Origin of the sequence: Nonomuraea diastatica, from assembly GCF_004349015.1 — a bacterium.
In the GTDB taxonomy this organism is placed as follows: domain Bacteria; phylum Actinomycetota; class Actinomycetes; order Streptosporangiales; family Streptosporangiaceae; genus Nonomuraea; species Nonomuraea diastatica.
This window is the reverse complement of record NZ_SMKP01000021.1, coordinates 42,087-57,488: the sequence shown is the minus strand read 5'-3', so window position 1 is coordinate 57,488 and position 15,402 is coordinate 42,087. Positions and strand designations below refer to the sequence as shown.

Annotated in this window: 18 protein-coding genes; 6 read left to right on the top strand and 12 right to left on the bottom strand. The window is 71.8% G+C overall.

Going from position 1 to position 15,402, the window contains the following annotated elements; all coding sequences use genetic code 11:
* Window positions 1–3: 3 nt before the first annotated feature.
* The 6 genes from clsA to E1294_RS10210 all read right to left on the bottom strand — a co-directional run bounded on the left by clsA (window position 4) and on the right by E1294_RS10210 (window position 4,268).
* Window positions 4–585, bottom strand: a complete 582-nt coding sequence (clsA, locus tag E1294_RS10230; RefSeq protein WP_132507165.1) for a cardiolipin synthase ClsA — start codon at window positions 583–585, stop codon at window positions 4–6.
* A gap of 190 nt (window positions 586–775) precedes the next feature.
* Window positions 776–997, bottom strand: coding sequence for a hypothetical protein (locus tag E1294_RS10225; RefSeq protein WP_132507163.1), 222 nt, complete (start codon window positions 995–997; stop codon window positions 776–778).
* 69 nt (window positions 998–1,066) lie between these two features.
* On the bottom strand, window positions 1,067–1,213 hold the full coding sequence (locus tag E1294_RS52580; protein ID WP_165977204.1) for a hypothetical protein: 147 nt from the start codon (window positions 1,211–1,213) through the stop codon (window positions 1,067–1,069).
* Complete coding sequence (locus E1294_RS10220) at window positions 1,213–1,800, bottom strand: phosphoribosylanthranilate isomerase (protein WP_132507161.1); 588 nt, start codon at window positions 1,798–1,800, stop codon at window positions 1,213–1,215. Before E1294_RS10220 ends, E1294_RS52580 begins: the two co-directional genes overlap by 1 nt.
* A 189-nt stretch (window positions 1,801–1,989) precedes the next feature.
* Window positions 1,990–2,667: a response regulator gene (locus E1294_RS10215; protein WP_132507159.1), complete on the bottom strand. Its 678-nt coding sequence runs from the start codon at window positions 2,665–2,667 to the stop codon at window positions 1,990–1,992.
* Entirely contained in the window at window positions 2,664–4,268 is a 1,605-nt protein-coding gene (locus E1294_RS10210; RefSeq protein ID WP_246082918.1) for a sensor histidine kinase, read from the bottom strand. Before E1294_RS10210 ends, E1294_RS10215 begins: the two co-directional genes overlap by 4 nt.
* 129 nt (window positions 4,269–4,397) lie before the next feature.
* Here E1294_RS10210 and E1294_RS10205 point away from each other — a divergent pair, with 129 nt between their 5' ends.
* Window positions 4,398–4,988: a class I SAM-dependent methyltransferase gene (locus tag E1294_RS10205; protein ID WP_132507157.1), complete on the top strand. Its 591-nt coding sequence runs from the start codon at window positions 4,398–4,400 to the stop codon at window positions 4,986–4,988.
* A 26-nt stretch (window positions 4,989–5,014) separates the two neighbouring features.
* Entirely contained in the window at window positions 5,015–6,196 is a 1,182-nt protein-coding gene (locus E1294_RS10200; protein ID WP_132507155.1) for an acyl-CoA dehydrogenase family protein, read from the top strand.
* A gap of 310 nt (window positions 6,197–6,506) precedes the next feature.
* Here E1294_RS10200 and E1294_RS10195 read toward each other — a convergent pair whose 3' ends face one another.
* The 3 genes from E1294_RS10195 to E1294_RS10185 are packed head-to-tail and all read right to left on the bottom strand — an operon-like array spanning window position 6,507 to window position 8,893.
* Window positions 6,507–7,286, bottom strand: a complete 780-nt coding sequence (locus E1294_RS10195) for an enoyl-CoA hydratase/isomerase family protein (RefSeq protein WP_132507153.1) — start codon at window positions 7,284–7,286, stop codon at window positions 6,507–6,509.
* On the bottom strand, window positions 7,283–8,197 hold the full coding sequence (locus E1294_RS10190; RefSeq protein ID WP_132507151.1) for an alpha/beta hydrolase: 915 nt from the start codon (window positions 8,195–8,197) through the stop codon (window positions 7,283–7,285). The genes E1294_RS10195 and E1294_RS10190 overlap by 4 nt, the downstream gene beginning before the upstream one ends.
* A gap of 9 nt (window positions 8,198–8,206) precedes the next feature.
* Window positions 8,207–8,893, bottom strand: coding sequence for a gamma-glutamyl-gamma-aminobutyrate hydrolase family protein (locus E1294_RS10185; protein WP_132507149.1), 687 nt, complete (start codon window positions 8,891–8,893; stop codon window positions 8,207–8,209).
* Window positions 8,894–9,364: 471 nt separating this feature from the next.
* Here E1294_RS10185 and E1294_RS10180 point away from each other — a divergent pair, with 471 nt between their 5' ends.
* Both E1294_RS10180 and E1294_RS10175 read left to right on the top strand, forming a co-directional pair.
* Window positions 9,365–10,483, top strand: a complete 1,119-nt coding sequence (locus tag E1294_RS10180) for a globin domain-containing protein (RefSeq protein WP_132507147.1) — start codon at window positions 9,365–9,367, stop codon at window positions 10,481–10,483.
* Window positions 10,484–10,602: 119 nt separating this feature from the next.
* Window positions 10,603–12,102 (top strand): sialidase family protein, encoded by a 1,500-nt coding sequence (locus tag E1294_RS10175; protein ID WP_132507145.1) that lies wholly within the window; start codon window positions 10,603–10,605, stop codon window positions 12,100–12,102.
* A gap of 41 nt (window positions 12,103–12,143) precedes the next feature.
* Here E1294_RS10175 and E1294_RS10170 read toward each other — a convergent pair whose 3' ends face one another.
* Window positions 12,144–12,935 (bottom strand): helix-turn-helix domain-containing protein, encoded by a 792-nt coding sequence (locus E1294_RS10170; RefSeq protein WP_132507143.1) that lies wholly within the window; start codon window positions 12,933–12,935, stop codon window positions 12,144–12,146.
* 151 nt (window positions 12,936–13,086) lie between these two features.
* Between E1294_RS10170 and E1294_RS10165 the strand changes: the two genes are divergently transcribed.
* Together E1294_RS10165 and E1294_RS10160 are read left to right on the top strand one after the other, a co-directional pair.
* Window positions 13,087–14,166, top strand: a complete 1,080-nt coding sequence (locus E1294_RS10165) for a WD40/YVTN/BNR-like repeat-containing protein (protein WP_132507141.1) — start codon at window positions 13,087–13,089, stop codon at window positions 14,164–14,166.
* A 3-nt stretch (window positions 14,167–14,169) separates the two neighbouring features.
* Window positions 14,170–14,478, top strand: coding sequence for a ubiquitin family protein (locus E1294_RS10160; protein WP_201761224.1), 309 nt, complete (start codon window positions 14,170–14,172; stop codon window positions 14,476–14,478).
* Between the two features lie 211 nt (window positions 14,479–14,689).
* Here the strand turns inward: E1294_RS10160 and E1294_RS10155 are convergent, their stop codons facing one another.
* Window positions 14,690–14,980, bottom strand: a complete 291-nt coding sequence (locus E1294_RS10155; protein WP_132507139.1) for a hypothetical protein — start codon at window positions 14,978–14,980, stop codon at window positions 14,690–14,692.
* Between the two features lie 24 nt (window positions 14,981–15,004).
* On the bottom strand, window positions 15,005–15,220 hold the full coding sequence (locus E1294_RS10150; RefSeq protein WP_132507137.1) for a C39 family peptidase: 216 nt from the start codon (window positions 15,218–15,220) through the stop codon (window positions 15,005–15,007).
* Between the last annotated feature and the right edge of the window lie 182 nt (window positions 15,221–15,402).

Below are 15,402 nucleotides of genomic sequence, written 5' to 3'. Positions count from 1 at the left end.
CGATCACTCCTTCTTGGCCGAGGTTACGAGCCGGCGCACCTGTACCACATACAGCACCCCCGCCCACCAGTACAGGCCCGTTCCCCATAGGGCGAACGCCCACCCGACAATTCGGGCTATATCGGCATACCACCCAGTGTGGGAGGCAAGGAAGAGGAGAGGGAAGGCGTACATGAGATTGAACATGGCGGCCTTGCCCAGGAAATGCACTTGTAGTGCCTTATAGCCATGTTTGCGAAGTACGGGGAAGGAACACGCGACGAAGAGTTCGCGACCGACGATGACCGCGACCAGCCACCACGGGATGACGTCGCGCAGCAGCAGCGCGAAGATGGTGGCGAAGACGTAGAGCTTGTCGGCGGCCGGGTCGATGATCCGGCCCAGCCTGCTCGTCTGGTTGAACGCCCGGGCGATCTTTCCGTCGAGCCAGTCCGTGAACCCGGCGACCACGAGGATCCCGATGGCCCACCCGTCCGCTTTGGGCCCCAGAACCAGCCAGAGGAACACGGGTACGCCCAGGAGGCGCAGGAAGCTCAGCAGGTTAGGAACCGTCCAGATCCGGTCCTCGGCGGAAGTATCGCTCACGCAGCAGACCCTACTGCGTGGAACTCCACCACAGCGGTCCCGCCCGGGCTCCCTTCCTGGCAGACCCGCCGTCTCGCCGGAGGCCCGAAAGGGCCCGCCGGCCGCTCGCACACGAGCGCCCGCTCACCGTCCCGCTTCCGGTCCTGCGAGCCGCGGGACACCACCTCCGCGGGCGACCGGAGCGGGGTCGTCAGACGCGGAGGAAGGCGTGAGCGGAACCGAGAGGTTCGAACCCGAGCCTGCCGTAGAAGTCTTCCGGCCAGTCAGCCGCATCGGCCACCAGGAAGACCAGCTCGGCCTCCGCCACCTCCGCGAGCAGCTCGTAGCCGGCGGCGGCGAAAGCGGGCGCGAAGGTGGTGCCGAGCCGGTCGTCGTCCACGCACACCAGCCGGTGGGGCCGCTCGGCGAGCACGTCGTCCGCCGCCCGCAGCAGCTCTCCCGCATCCGGGTCGCCGGACCAGACGATCAGCTTGTTGTCGTCCTAGGAGCCGGGGAAGCGGTCGTCCAGCACCGCGAACCCGCCAGGGACCGGCACCTCGATGGGCGCCCTGCGCCGGGCGAAGGCGTGGGTGAAGCCGATGGCACGGGCCAGGTCTCCCGGCGGGGCGGCGCCGGCGAGATCGTCCATCAGCCGCGCACGGCCTTCAGGAACGCCCTGATGAGAGCCGGGTCCTTCACCCCCGGCGACGTCTCCACCCCGCTGGACACGTCGACCCCCCACGGCTCGGCGGCAGCGATCGCGTCGGCGACGTTGGCCGGGGCGAGGCCGCCCGCCAGCAACCACCGGCCGGACGGCCGGCCGCGCACGGCCGCCCACTCCCAGGGCAGGCCCGACCCGGCGTGTGGCGCGTCGACGAGGAGCAGGTCCTCGTCGAAGGCGCCGCACCGCAGGTCGGCCTCCGCGTCGACGGCCCTGACCAGGCGCACGCCGAGGTCCTTCAGAGCGGTGAAGTCGCCGTGCGGATGCCTGCCGTGCAGCTGCACGGCCCGCACCCCGGAGGCCAGCGCGGCGGCGCGCACCGTCTCGGGGTCTTCGCCGCGGAACACCCCGACGGTGAGCACGTGGGCGGGAACGAGCGCGGCCAGCGCGGCCGCCCGCTCGACGGTGATCCTGCGGGGGCTGCGGGTCATGACCAGCCCGATGGCGTCGGCTCCCGCCTCGACGGCGGCGGCAACGTGCTCGGGCTCGGTCAGCCCGCAGATCTTCACGTACACACCCCCGACCTTAGCGGCGGCGGCCTCCCTCCGGCGACCGCACCCGTCGCACGGCCAGGACCCCGCAGGCGACGGCCCCCGCAGGATGTGCCGCCGCCGGACGGGACGCCTGCCAACCCCGCGAGCGGGCGCCAGGCGCTCAGCCGCGGGGTCATGAACGGGCGCTCACCGTAGAGCCGGGGCAGGCGCTCAGCCGCGAGGGGGGCGTACGGGGCGGAAGGAGGCGTCGACCAGGCCGGTGCGGTGGGCGACGACGGCGGCCTGGATGCGGTTGCGCAGACCCAGTTTGTCCATCGCCGCCGCGATGTGGGTCTTGACGGTGGTGACGCCCACGTGCAGCTCCTCGGCGATCTCCGCGTTGGACAGGCCCGCCCCCACCAGGGCGAGCACCTCGACCTCCCGCTCGGTCAGCCCGGCGGGCGGGGCGGGCGCGACGTGCTCCTCCCCCGCGGCCAGGAACCGCTCCACGACCCTGCGCAACACCGACGGCGCCAGCAGTTGCTCCCCGGCCGCCGCGCGGCGCACGGCGTCCACCATGCGCTCGGGGTCGTCGTCCTTGACCAGGAACCCGACCGCGCCGGCCCGCAGGGCGGCGTAGACGTTGGCGTCCTCGGCGAACGTCGTCAGCACCACGATCCTGCCCCCCGGACGGGCTCTGAGCACGCGTTTGATCGCCTCCAGGCCGTCGACCTTGGGCATGCGCAGGTCCATGAGGATCACGTCGGGCAGGTGGCGTTCGGCCAGCCGCACCGCCTCGGCGCCGTCGACGGCCTCGCCGACCACCTCCATGTCGCCCGCGGCCTGCAGCAGCATGCGCACGCCCGCGCGGACGAGCGCCTGGTCGTCGGCGATCAGCACGCGGATCACGCGACGCTCCCTTGGGGCAGGCGCGCGGGCAGGTGGGCGGCCAGGAGCCAGCCGCCCTCGCCGTCGGGGCCGGCGGACAGGGTGCCGCCGAGGGCGCGGACGCGTTCGCGCATGCCGGCCAGTCCGCGCCCGGAGGAGGGCAGGCGCTCGATGTCGGTGGGCGGCCGGCCGTTGCGGATCTCCACGGAAAGTCCGTCGCCTGACGGGGTGACGCTGACGCGGACCTGCGTGCCTGGTCCGGCGTGTTTGAGCACGTTGGTGAGTCCTTCCTGGACGATACGGGCGGCGGACGCGCGGGCGATGAGCGGAGTGCGGTCGGCGGCCGGGTCGAGGTCGAGGCCGACGTCGAGGCCGGCGGCGGCCATGCGTTCGGCCGACTCGCGGATGACGTCGGCGGGGTTGGCCAGTAGGCCGGGCTGCCTTTCGGGGTCGCGCAGCAGGTCGAGCAGCTCGCGCAGGTCCTGCAGCACCTGGTGGCCGGCGTCGCGGATGTCGGTGAGGGCGTCGGCGACGGGGCCGTCGGGCGCGGCGTAGCGGGCGGCGCCGGCGCGCAGCACCATGGCGCCGACGTGGTGGGCGACGATGTCGTGCACGTCGCGGGCGATGTGCTCGCGTTCGGCCAGCTGGTCGGCCCGCACCTGCGCGACGGCAGCGCGGGCGGACTCCTCGGCGCGCAGCCGTTCCGCGGCCAGGGCGGCCTGCCGCATCCCGAGGTAGCGGCCGATCGCGATCGGCGTGGCCACCAGCGTCATCAGCACGCCGACCCGGAACGGGGTGACCTCGGTCTCGTGGCCGACCACGGCGATCGCGGTGAGCAGGCAGCCGGTCAGGTAGGCGGCCGCGACCCAGGCCCACGACCCCACCCGCATGGAGAACACGCCGATCGCGGTCAGGGTGAGGATCACGCAGGTGTTGACCGTGTTGTTCAGGTACGTGTCGGCGGAGACGAGCAGCACGCCCTGCAGCAGGAACACCAGTCCTGGCAGCCGCCTGGCGATGCCCAGTGACAGGCCGCCCACGACGGCCAGCAGACCGACCACCCAGACGGGCTGCGCGCCCAGGTGCCAGGAGGTCCACGTGCTGAGCACGGTGATGGCGACCCCGCCGGCGGCGAGCAGCGCGTCGGGCGTCACGTCGCGCTCCTCCAGCCGCCCCGCCGTGCTGCGCAGGTAGGCGCCGAGCACGGCGGGGAAGACCGGCAGAAGGACGGAGTACATCCAGGTGTTGGCGCTCGGCGCGATGCCGTGGTCGGCGATGTTGCACGCGGTGGCGACGATCGTGACGGCCACGGCCGCGGTGGTGGCGCGCAGGCCGGAGCGGTGCCCCACCACGCCGAGCGCGACGCAGATGAGGATCTGCGCGGTGTTGGAGGTGAACGAGCCGATCTGGTCGGTGACCATGAGCAGCGCGGCCAGATAGAAGGTGACGGTCACCGGCCGGTGCCGGACGAGCCCCATGGGCAGTCCCGCCAGCAGCGCCATCGGGAGGTTCATCTCCGCGGGCAGGAACTCGGTGTCGCCCGCGTGCGCCGTCGTCAGCAGATCGAGGCCCACGCCGGAGACGGCGAGCAGGACATCGAGAGGGACACCGCGCCAGCGCATGCGCACAACGGTATCCGCCCAGCGTGGAAGGCCGGTCCTCCGCTTGGACGGCTCCGCCTCCTCCTACTGGCCGCACATCCGCCCGGAGGACGGAGCGACCTATCAAGATCTTGCCCCTAAAGTCGTGCCATGTCGAACGACAGCGCACTCTTCCTAGGCCAGTTCCTGCGTGCCCCCACCAAGGTCGGCGCGGTCGCCCCCAGTTCGCGCCGGCTGGCGACGAACGTCTGCGCGCCCATTCCCGAGCGGGGCGAGCCGACCGTCGTGGAGCTGGGGCCCGGCACCGGCCCGTTCACCGCGGAGATCCAGCAGCGGCTCGCCGGGCGGGGCCACCATCTCGCCGTCGAAGTCAACGATCTGATGGCGCAGCTGCTCGCCGAGCGCTTCCCCACCGTGGACGTGGCGCACGCCGACGCGGCCCGGCTCGGTGAGTTGCTGCGCGAGCGGGGGCTGCGGCAGGCAGACGTGGTGGTCAGCGGGCTGCCGTGGGCGGCGTTCCCGGAAGAGACGCAGCGTGACCTGCTGCGCGCCGTGACGTCGGCGATGAGCCCGGTGGCGGCGTTCACCACGTTCTCCTACGTGCACGCCATCCCGCTCAACTCGGCCCGGCGCTTCCGCGCGCTGCTGGCCGAGCGGTTCGAAGAGGTCGTGCCGGGGCGTACGGTGTGGCGCAACCCGCCTCCGGCCTTCGTGTTCCACGCGCGGCGGCCTCGACCCTGATCAGAACATGATTCTACGATGGCGTGATGGATTTCACCCTTCCCGAGAGCGCCCTCGCCGTCCAGCGCGGCATCGGCGACATCTGCTCCCGATACGACCTCGGCTACTGGCAGCGGTGCGAGAACGACAAGCGCTGGCCCGAGGAGGTCTGGGACGAGCTGGCCAAGGGCGGCTGGCTGGGTCTGGCGGTGCCGGAAGAGCACGGCGGCGGCGGGCAGGGGCTGCTGGAGCTGGCGGTGGCCACGGAGACGCTTTCGGCGTCGGGCGCGGCGGGCGGGTCGGCGTTCACGTACGTGCTGACGCCCGGCTTCGGCGCGCTCACGATCGACCGGCACGGCAGCGCCCCGCAGCGGTCGGAGCTGCTGCCCAGGCTGGCCACGGGTGAGGTCGAGACCTGCTTCGCGCTGACCGAGCCGGACGCCGGATCCAACTCGCTGGCGATCACCACGTCGGCCCGGCGCGACGGCGGCGATTTCGTGGTCAACGGACAGAAGATCTGGATCACCGGCGTGCAGCGGGCCACCTGGATGCTGCTGGTGACCAGGACGGTCCCGGCCGCGGAGGCACGTCCGCGCAGCCACGGGCTGACGGTGCTGCTGGTGAACGTGCCCGAGGCGGTCGCCGCCGGACGCCTGTCCTACCGTCCGATCCCCAAGATGGGTGCGAACACGACGCCGTCGAACATGGTGTTCATCGACGACCTGCGGGTGCCCGCCTCCCACGTGATCGGTGAGGTGGACCAAGGTGTGGCGGTGTTGTGGGACATCCTCAACCCCGAGCGCGTGCTGCTGGCCGCCTCGGCGCTCGGCACGGCGGAGGTCGCGCTGAGGGTGGCCGTCGACTATGCCAAGGACCGAGAGGTGTTCGGCCGGCCCATCGGCGCCAACCAGGCGATCTCCTTCCCGCTGGCACAGGTCAAGGCCAAGATCGAGCTGGCCAGGTTGATGATCTACAAGGCCGCGTGGTGCTTCGACCGGCGGCTGCCGTGCGGCACCGAGGCCAACATCGCCAAGCTCACGGCGTCACAGGCGGCCTGGGAGGCGGCCGACGCGGCGTTCCAGACGCACGGCGGGATGGCCTATTCCCACGAATATCCGGTCGCCAGGCTGCTGACCGACGCCAGAATCGCAAAGGTCGCACCTGTGACCGAGGAGCTCCTGCTCAACTACCTCGCGACCCAGGTGCTCGGACTCCCCCGCAGCTTCTAACGGCCGGTCTGACCGGCCACCGGTTCTGGTTGGCCGGTCTGGCCGGCCGGTCTGGCCGGCCGCGAAAGGTGCGGCGCCGACGGCCGCCCGATCTGGCGCGTTCGCCCCGCTCGTCCACCGGGCCATCGCCGCGCTCTCTCCCCCTTCGTTGCCGTACGGCGTGCGCCGGACGCCCTGCGAGGCTCTCGGCTCCGCGTCCGCCGGGGCGGCGTTCTCGGCCTCGGCGAACAGTGCCTGCCGGTGCCGGCGCGGCCATCTGGTCGACCTTCGCGCTGCGCCTACCCGCGCGGGCGGCAAGCACACCCGGCGCTCAGCCGAAGGACGGCGGCCGCTTCGCCCGCAGGGCGCGCACGCCCTCGGTCACGTCGGGCCCGGTGAAGCCGAGGAACTCCATGGCGAGGGAGGCGTCGAACGACGGCCCCGCCAGGCGCAGCCAGTTGTTGAGCGAGTATTTCGTCAGCCTGATCGCCTCCTGGGCGCCGGCGGCGAGCCGTACCGCGATCTCCATCGCCCTGTCGTGCACCTGGTCGTCGTCGACGCAGAGGCTGACCAGCCCCATCCGCTCGGCCTGCTCGCCCGTCACGGGCTCGCACAGCAGCAGGTGGTATTTCGCCTTGGCCAGCCCGCACAACAGCGGCCAGACGATCGCGGCGTGGTCGCCCGCGGCGACGCCGAGCCGGGTGTGACCGTCGATGATCCGCGCGGTGCGCCCGGCGACGGAGATGTCGGCCAGGAGCGCGACGGCGAGCCCGGCGCCGACGGCGGGGCCCTGGATGGCCGAGACGATCGGCTTGGAGCAGTTGAGGACGTTGTAGACGATGTCACGGGCCTCGGCGAAAACGCGCAGCCTGGTGGCGTGGTCGCGGGTCATCTCCTCGATCATGGACAGGTCGCCGCCGGCGGAGAACGCCGTGCCCTCTCCCCGGACGAGCACGGCCCTGACGCCGTCGTCGCGGTCGGCGTCGCGCCAGATCTCGCCCAGCTCGCGGTGGGCGGTGGCGTCGACGGCGTTGAGCCGGCCGGGCTCGCTGATCGTGACCCGCAGCACGCCGTCGGCCGGAGTGTCGATCTTCAGCTTGGTGTAGGTCACAGCGCCTCTCGCAGCCGCCCCGCGATGTGGTCGCGGGCCTCGCCCGCATGGTCGAACAGGCCGGGCAGGCCGAAGAAGTTGTGCACCGCGCCGTCGAACCTGTGCAGCTCGACCGGCACGCCCGCCTGCTTCAGGCGTTGCGCGTAGCTCTCGGCCTCGTCGCGCAGCACATCGTATTCGGCCGTCACGATGGTGGCGGGCGCCAGGCCGGCGACGTCGGGCAGGCGCAGCGGGGACAACCGCGGGTCGGCCGGGTCGGCGTCGGGGGCGTACTGGCGGGCGAACCACGCCATCTCCCCGGCCTCCAGCCCGAAGCCCTTGGCGAACTCCGTGTAGCTGGGCGTCTCCATCGCCACGTCGAGCACCGGATAGACGAGCACCTGGTGGGCCAGCCTGAGCCCGGCGTCGCGGGCCTGCCATGCGGCGACGGCCGCCAGGTTGCCGCCCGCGCTGTCGCCGACGACGGCCACGCGGCCGTTGCTCTGGTAGAAGGCGGGCCTGGCGAAGATGTCGCGCACGACCGTCCACGCGTCGTCGGCGGCGGCCGGGAAGGCGTGCTCGGGGGCCAGCCGGTAGTCGACGGACACGACCACCGCGCCGGTGCGGATGGCCAGGTCGCGCCCCAACGCGTCATTGCGCTTGACGCTGCCGAGGACCCACCCGCCCCCGTGGAAATAGACCACGACCGGCAGCGGGCCGTCGCCGGGGTCGGCGCGGTAGATCCGGATCGGCACGCCCTCCGCGCGCTCGTCGCGGACGAACGGCAGCTTGGTGAGCGGGCCACGCTGGGCCGCCAGGCCGTCATTCGCGCGCAACTCCTGGATCTCGGCCAGGTCGAGCGTGGCCGGATCGGCGCCCAGATCCGACGGATGGACGGCGATGTAGTCCCGCGACTGAGGGTGCAGCGGCATGATCGCAGCCTAGCGGGCCGCCTCCATGAACGCATCGAAGAGCCGGTCCTCGAGATCGCGCTCGGGATGCCATTGAACACCCACGCCGAACCGGTGGCCCTGCACCTCGACGCCCTCGACGATCTGGTCGTCGGCCCACGCCACGGCGAGCAGCCCGGCGCCGAGGCGGCGGACGGACTGGTGGTGCGGCGCGACGACCTCGACCCGGTCACCGATCGCCTTGCCGAGCTTGCTGGACACGCTGACCTGGAGTGTGTGGGGCGTGCCCGGCTCGGCGTGACGGTGGTTGCCGAGCACGTCGGGCAGCCAGGGGATCAGCGTGCCGCCCTGGGCGACGTTGAGCACGTGCATGCCCCTGGCGATGGCCAGGATCGGCACGTCGGCCTTGACCGCCGCCCTGGCCAGGGCCAGCTCGAAGCGGTCGCGGTGTTGCTGCCCCTCGGGGACCCGATCGTCGCGCTCGCCGTTGTAGGCGGAGGCGTCCACCTCGACCCCTCCGGCCAGGACCACCCCCCGCAGGCCGCGTACGTAGTCGTCGATGGCGTGCAGGCCGAGCGGCGGGAGCACCACGGGCGCACCCCCGGCCCGGTCGACCGCCTTGGCGTAGGACGGCGGCGAGAGCACGGCCTCCCGCACCCAGTCGCTCCAGCGGGCGGCCTCGAAGTAGGCGGTGATACCGATCAGCGGACGGGACATGCGATCTCCAGGGGCATGGTGGAGTTCGTTCGGCCACCAGCCGGTCGAGGTGACGGCTACATGCCCATCATGGCGCACAGTCTTTCCGATATGTCACCCCTCCTCAAGATCCCCTCCCGCCACGTGCCTCCCACGCGGCCGGGCGCCGGCCGGGGCGATGGAGAGGCCCGCGCTCGTGGCGGAGCACCGTGATGCCCCCAGATGGGCGCATCCGGCTCACCCCAGCAGATGAATGCGACTTTTATTCACGATTACTGCCCGAAAACCGAGAAATCTCGTCCGGCCAGCGCCGCACGAGATTCTGCTTCGCCCCTATTAAAGGGAAATGGTTGTGACGCGTCATCGGCGGTGTAAGACTCTTTTGCGAGCGCAGCAGAGGTGCCGGGGAGGGACGTGCGCTCATCACCCGGACCGTCAGGGAGGTGAACGGCAAGACCGGAATTCGTTTCCGGTCACAAGTGGGGTGGGAACATGTCGTTGAATCCGCGCCTGGTCAAGGAGAGTTTCTCCGTCATCGAGCCGGTGGCCGAGCAGGCCACGGCCTACTTCTACGGCTGGCTTTTCGCTGAGAATCCACACCTGCGAGGGATGTTCCCGCCGGCCCTGGACGTCCAGGGCGACCGGTTGTTCAGCGCGTTGACCAGGATCGTGTGGAGCCTGGACAGCCCGGACAACATGGCGGCGTTCCTCGGCCAGATGGGCAGGGATCACCGCAAGTACGGCGTGGTCGCCGGCCACTACACGGCCGTGGGCAAGGCGCTGCTCGCCACGGTCCGCCGCTTCGCCGCCGACGTCTGGAGCCCCGAGATCGAGGAGGCCTGGGGGACGGCGTACGCGGGCGCCGCCAAGATGATGATCGACTCGGCCGAGGCCGACGCGGGTGTCTCGCCCGCCTGGTGGCTGGCCGAGGTGGTCGGCCACGAGTTGCGCCACCGGGACATCGCGGTCATCACGCTTCGGCCCGCGCAGCGGCTGCCGTACACACCCGGCCAGTACGTGACCGTGCAGACGGCGCGCTGGCCCCGCGTGTGGCGCACGTTCTCCATCGCCAACGCGCCGCGCCAGGACAACACGATCAGGCTGCACGTGCGGTCGGTGCCCGGCGGCTGGGTGTCGACGACGCTGACCAGGCACACGCGCGTCGGCGACACGGTCATGCTGGGGCCGCCGACGGGCACGATGGCACCGCGCGAGCAGAGCGTGCGCGACGTGCTGTGCGTGGCGGGGGGCACGGGCCTGGCGCCGCTGAAGGCGATCGTCGAGTCCATCATCGCCTCCGGCCGCCGGCCCGCCATCCACCTGCTGCACGGCGCCCGCACCGCCGGCGAGCTGTACGACCTGCCCGACCTGATCAGGATGGAGTCGGCCTTCCCGTGGCTGCGGGTCGTGCCCGTGGTGTCGGACCAGCCGTCGTACGACGGGATGCGCGGCCACCTGCCCGACGCCACCCGCCGCTTACGCTCCTGGGCCGAGCACGACGTGTACGTCTGCGGCCCGTCGCCCATGGTGAACGAGACGGTCCGCTGCCTGCAGCGCGACGGCGTGCCCCTGTCACGGATCCACCGCGACGTCGTGCACGCGGAACACTGAACGAAACCCCGAGCGGAACACCGAGGGGGACGCTGAGGGGACCCGATCGGCGATCAGGAGGTTGACAGCGGCGGCGGAACGGTGCCATCTGGAACTGATACGCCAAGTGGAGGTGGACTGTGCCATCCCCCGCCAGGCGCCGAGGAATCGGCGGGCTCCTGCCCCTACCTGCCGTCGTCGCCGCGACACTTCTCCTCACCTCCGCCTCCCCCGCCGGCGCGGCGGTGCCGCTGACCGAGATCGGGGCCGACGCGTACGCCAACGCCACCAGCCAGCACGCCACCCAGGCAGGGCCCGACACCTTCCAGTGGGGCTCGGTCATCGTGACCGCGCACCAGTCGGGCAGGTTCTTCGACGGCGGCGCCACCGGCATCGCCTTCGCCGCCTCGCCCGACAACGGCGGCACCTGGACGAAGGGGGTGCTGCCCGGGATCACCACGTTCGGCGGCGGCTCCCACGACCGGGTCAGCGACCCGTCGGTGGCCTACGACGCCCGGCACCGCGTATGGCTGATCGCGTCGCTGGCGCTGTCGGAGCAGGGCGGGATCACCGGGACGGCGGTGCTCGCCAGCCGCTCCGCCGACGGCGGCCGTACCTGGGACGCGCCCGTCACGGTCACCACGGCCGCCGAGGCCGGAGAGGCCGGCGACAGGAGCGACCACGGCGGGGACGGCGGCGGGGACCTGGACAAGAGCTGGATCGTCTGTGACAACACCCCGTCCAGCCCCTTCTACGGCCACTGCCACGCGGCCTTCGACGACCACGCCGCGGGCAACGCGATCACGATGGCGCGTTCCTCCGACGGCGGCCTGACGTGGACGGTGATCGCCACCCCGGAGAACGGGCTCGGCGGGCAGCCGGTCGTGCGGCCTGACGGGGCCGTGGTGGTGCCGTACCTGAGCGACAAGGACGAGATCCGCTCCATCCGCTCCAGTGACGGCGGCGCGAGCTGGGAGCCGAGCGTGCTGGTCACGGCCGTGCGGCGGCACACGGTCGCGGGCGGGCTGCGCGCGGCGCCGCTGCCGTCGGCGGAGACGGACGCGACCGGCGCCGTGTACGTCGCCTGGCACGACTGCCGCTTCCAGTACCAGTGCTCCGGCAACGACATCGTGCTGAGCAGGTCCGCCACCGGTGAGGAGTGGAGCCACGTCATGCGGGCCACCAGCGACGGCGGCGACCACTTCATCCCCGGTCTCGGCGTCGACCGCGCCAGCGCGGGCGGCACGGTCCGGCTCGCGCTCACCTACTACCGCTACCCCGACGCCGCCTGCACCACCGCCACCTGCCGGCTCACGGTCGGCTACACGTCCTCCACCAACGGCGGGGCCACCTGGGCGGCCCCTGAGGAACTGCACGGGGCGATGCCGCTGGACTGGTTCGCCGACACCGCGCAGGGCCGCATGGCGGGCGACTACATCTCCACCTCGGTCGTCCCCGGCGGCGCGGCCCACGCGGCCTTCACGGTGGCGGCGCCGCCTTCGGGCGGGGCGTTCGACGTGCGCACCTACACCGTCACCGGCGGCCTGCCGATCACGGGCGGCGGCCCGGCCCCGATCTCCGTCGAGGTGGCCACCGCGACGGGCGAGGAAGCGCCGGACCCGCCCGCCACGGCCCGCTAACCGCCCCGGGCACGACGGGCGTGGCGGGCAGGCGGCGGGAGTCAGCGGAAGGTGGCGGCGGTCTCCTCGTCGGCGGGCCAGAACATCTCGATGGCCAGCTCGGAGACCGTCACGTCCATCGGCGTGCCGAACGTCGCGATCGTGGTGAACATCGACAGCACCCGGTCACCGGCGGCGATGCGCAGCGGCAACAGGATGTCGCCCGGACCCGGCACGTGCGCCACGTTCAGGTCCACGCCCGGATAGGTGTAGGACGCGAGCTCGTCGTGGAGCTCGGCCAGGCGCCCGTCGCCGGACGTCTCGGCCTGCCTGCGCAGCCCGTGCAGCAGGTGGGCCCGCACCTCGGCCAGGTTGAGCAGCCGCCCGCCCATCGCGTCCGGGTGCAGTGACAACCGCATCACGTTGACCGGCTCCGCCAGCAGTTCCGCCGGCACTCCCTCCATGAACAACCCGCTCGCCTTGTTGGCCGCCACCAAGTTCCAGGCGACGTCCACCACGAGCGCCGGATACGGCTCGTGACCGGCCAGGATCCTGTCCAGCGCCTGCCGTACGACGTGCATCTCCGGAGCCCGGACCGCGCGTTCGGGATAGATCGGTGCGAACCCCGCGGACACCAGCAGCCTGTTGCGGTGCCGCAGCGGCACCTCCAGCTCCCCGGCCAGCTTCAGCACCATCTCGCGGCTGGGCCGGGCGCGGCCGGTCTCCAGGAAGCTGATGTGGCGCGCGGAGACACCGGCCTCGATGGCCAGATCGAGCTGGCTCACCCGCCGCCGCTGCCGCCACGACCGCAACAACTCACCATAAGACTCCTCATGTACGGCTACAGCTCCCATATCCGGAACGTTAGCGCCTGGAGGGAATGGTGACGATGACGTCCCAGGTCATGCGGGACCGGACCCGGAAGGAGCAGCGGGATTCCCCAGACCTCGGTAACTGTCGGTGGCGCGTGACACGATGGCCGCAAAGCGAACTTGGGAGTGTGTCATGAGTGACGCAGTGCTCGCGATCGGCACCCGCAAGGGCCTGTTCCTGGCCCGCTCGGCAGGCGGTGGCCCGTTCGAGATCCAGCCGATCCAGTTCTCCACGATCGCGGTGCCGTCGGTGGCCATCGACACGCGCGGCGGCACCCCCCGGCTGCTGGCCGGCGTCGAATACGGCCACTTCGGTCCGTCCGTCATGTATTCAAATGACCTCGGGCAGACCTGGCAGGAAGCCGAGCAGCCGCCCATCGCCTTCCCCGAGAAGACCGGGGCCACGCTCACCCGGGTGTGGCAGCTCGCGCCCTCGCCCTCCGAGCCCGGCGTGGTGTGGGCGGGTGTCGAACCGGGCGCGCTGTTCCGCTCGGAGGATCGCGGGGTCACCTACCGGCTCGCCGAGGGCCTGTGGGAGCACCCCCACCGCCCGCTCTGGGAGCCGGGCGGCGGCGGGCTGTGCCTGCACACGATCGTCAGCCACCCCGCCGACCCGGCGGTCATGGGGGTGGCCGTCTCGACCGGCGGCTTCTACCGCACGACCGACGGCGGCCTGTCATGGGAGGCCGCCAACCAGAACATCCGCGCCCCGTTCATGCCGGAGGGCAGGCAGTTCCCCGAGTTCGGGCAGTGCGTGCACAAGGTGACCGCCGACGCGGCCCGGCCGGACCGGCTCTATCTGCAGCACCACTTCGGCGTCTATCGCAGCGACGACTTCGGCGGCAGCTGGCACGACATCGGCTCGGCGCTGCCGTCCGACTTCGGGTTCCCGATCGTGGCCCATCCGTCGCGGCCCGACACGATCTTCGTGCTGCCGCTCACGGCCGACATGGACCGCACACCCGTCGGCCACCGCTACCGCGTCTTCCGCAGCGACGACGCCGGCGAGACGTGGCGGCCCTTCTCCGCGGGCCTGCCCGAAGGGCCGGTGCACGCGACCGTGCTGCGTGACGCGATGACCGCGTCGGAGGCGGGGGTGTTCTTCGGCACGCGCGACGGCGAGGTCTACTGCTCGCGCGACGACGGCGAGACCTGGTCGCTGGTCGGCCGGCATTTGCCCGACGTGCTCACCGTGCGCGCGGCGGTGCTCTAGCCGATGAGCAGACCGGTGATGTTGGTGGTGTTCGTGCTGCCCAGCTCGCTGCGCAGGTGGGTGAGCGGGATGCAGGAGGTCAAGGTCTTCGCGGTCGGCGCCGACCGCGACTCCCCGCCCACCCTGGGCTCGGCCCTCGACATGCTCCGGCGCACCCATCCGCTGCTGGAGGAGCGGCTGCGCGACGAGTACGGCCGCATCCGCAGGCACATCAGCATGATCGTGTGCGGCGAGAACGCCCGGGGGCTGGGCAGCCTCGACTGCGCGCTGCCGCCGGGCGCCGAGGTCTACGTGTTGCCCGCCCTCGCCTGAGCCCGGCACCCGCGGGCGCTCGCGGGCGGACGCGGCCGTTGACCTCGAAGGCCGCGTGGGCCGGACGGCGCCTCCGGGATCACGGTCTCCTGGCCGCGATCTTCTCAGGGGCTCGTCGACGCCGGCATGACGGCGATGAACGGCAGACCGAGCAGCCTGGCGACGTAGGCCTCACTGACCGCCGCCGAGCCGCTGGACCGGTGCCGCACGCCTACAGGGGAAGCAGGCGCTTGGAGACGTCGTAGACCCCGCCCATTCCCTGGGCGGGCAGGTCGTTCAGGGCTGCGGCGAGGGCCTTGGCCGAGATCACGTGCGTCCCCGTGGCGCCGTCGCGCCCGTTCGAATCCCAGACGGTGATCGTGCCCTTGGACCGGTCGTAGCCGTACGCGACGATCGCGTGGCCGAAGCTCCCGGCCGATGTGCTCCACGGCAGCTTGTTGACGACCACCGCGATGATCGTGGGCTTCTTGTGCACGCTCACCGCCTGGGAGACGCGCGCCATCAGCGCGAGCGGGTTGTTCTTCGCTTAGGTCAGGCGGAACACGTAACCCTTCGGCTTGACGTACGCGTTGAGCACGGCGAGGGTGTTCTCGCGCCGGGTCGCGCCGGCCTTCGGGTCGGTCTTCATCTCCTTGGCCAGCTGAGCTTGGGTGCGGCTGATACCGAACACACGCAGGACGATCGAGCTGGACGCCGGAGCGCAGTAGTAGCCGGTCTGCTGCATCTGGCCCTTGATCGCCACCGAGGACTTGGCGGGCGCGAACGGGAGCCCGGCGGGCTGGGCGCGGACCGGCGGCGCGGTGGTGGTCTGCGCGACCCGTTCGCTGTGCTGCCGCAGGTCGTGCCGCGCGGTGTCCCACGTGTACGGCGTATCGCACCAGGTGCATGACGGGGTTGCGGCGGGACAGCCGGATGACAGCCGGG

Bases quoted from the DNA above. Each gene is read 5' to 3' on its own strand.
- E1294_RS10200 (WP_132507155.1), top strand. From the start codon at position 5,015: ATGGATTTCACCCTTCCCGAGAGCGCCCTCGCCGTCCAGCGCGGCATC.
- E1294_RS10165 (WP_132507141.1), top strand. From the start codon at position 13,087: ATGAGTGACGCAGTGCTCGCGATCGGCACCCGCAAGGGCCTGTTCCTG.
- E1294_RS10210 (WP_246082918.1), bottom strand. From the start codon at position 4,268: ATGCGCTGGCGCGGTGTCCCTCTCGATGTCCTGCTCGCCGTCTCCGGC.
- E1294_RS52580 (WP_165977204.1), bottom strand. From the start codon at position 1,213: ATGGACGATCTCGCCGGCGCCGCCCCGCCGGGAGACCTGGCCCGTGCC.
- E1294_RS10180 (WP_132507147.1), top strand. From the start codon at position 9,365: ATGTCGTTGAATCCGCGCCTGGTCAAGGAGAGTTTCTCCGTCATCGAG.
- E1294_RS10160 (WP_201761224.1), top strand. From the start codon at position 14,170: ATGAGCAGACCGGTGATGTTGGTGGTGTTCGTGCTGCCCAGCTCGCTG.
- E1294_RS10155 (WP_132507139.1), bottom strand. From the start codon at position 14,980: ATGGCGCGCGTCTCCCAGGCGGTGAGCGTGCACAAGAAGCCCACGATC.
- E1294_RS10205 (WP_132507157.1), top strand. From the start codon at position 4,398: ATGTCGAACGACAGCGCACTCTTCCTAGGCCAGTTCCTGCGTGCCCCC.
- E1294_RS10185 (WP_132507149.1), bottom strand. From the start codon at position 8,893: ATGTCCCGTCCGCTGATCGGTATCACCGCCTACTTCGAGGCCGCCCGC.
- E1294_RS10190 (WP_132507151.1), bottom strand. From the start codon at position 8,197: ATGCCGCTGCACCCTCAGTCGCGGGACTACATCGCCGTCCATCCGTCG.
- E1294_RS10170 (WP_132507143.1), bottom strand. From the start codon at position 12,935: ATGGGAGCTGTAGCCGTACATGAGGAGTCTTATGGTGAGTTGTTGCGG.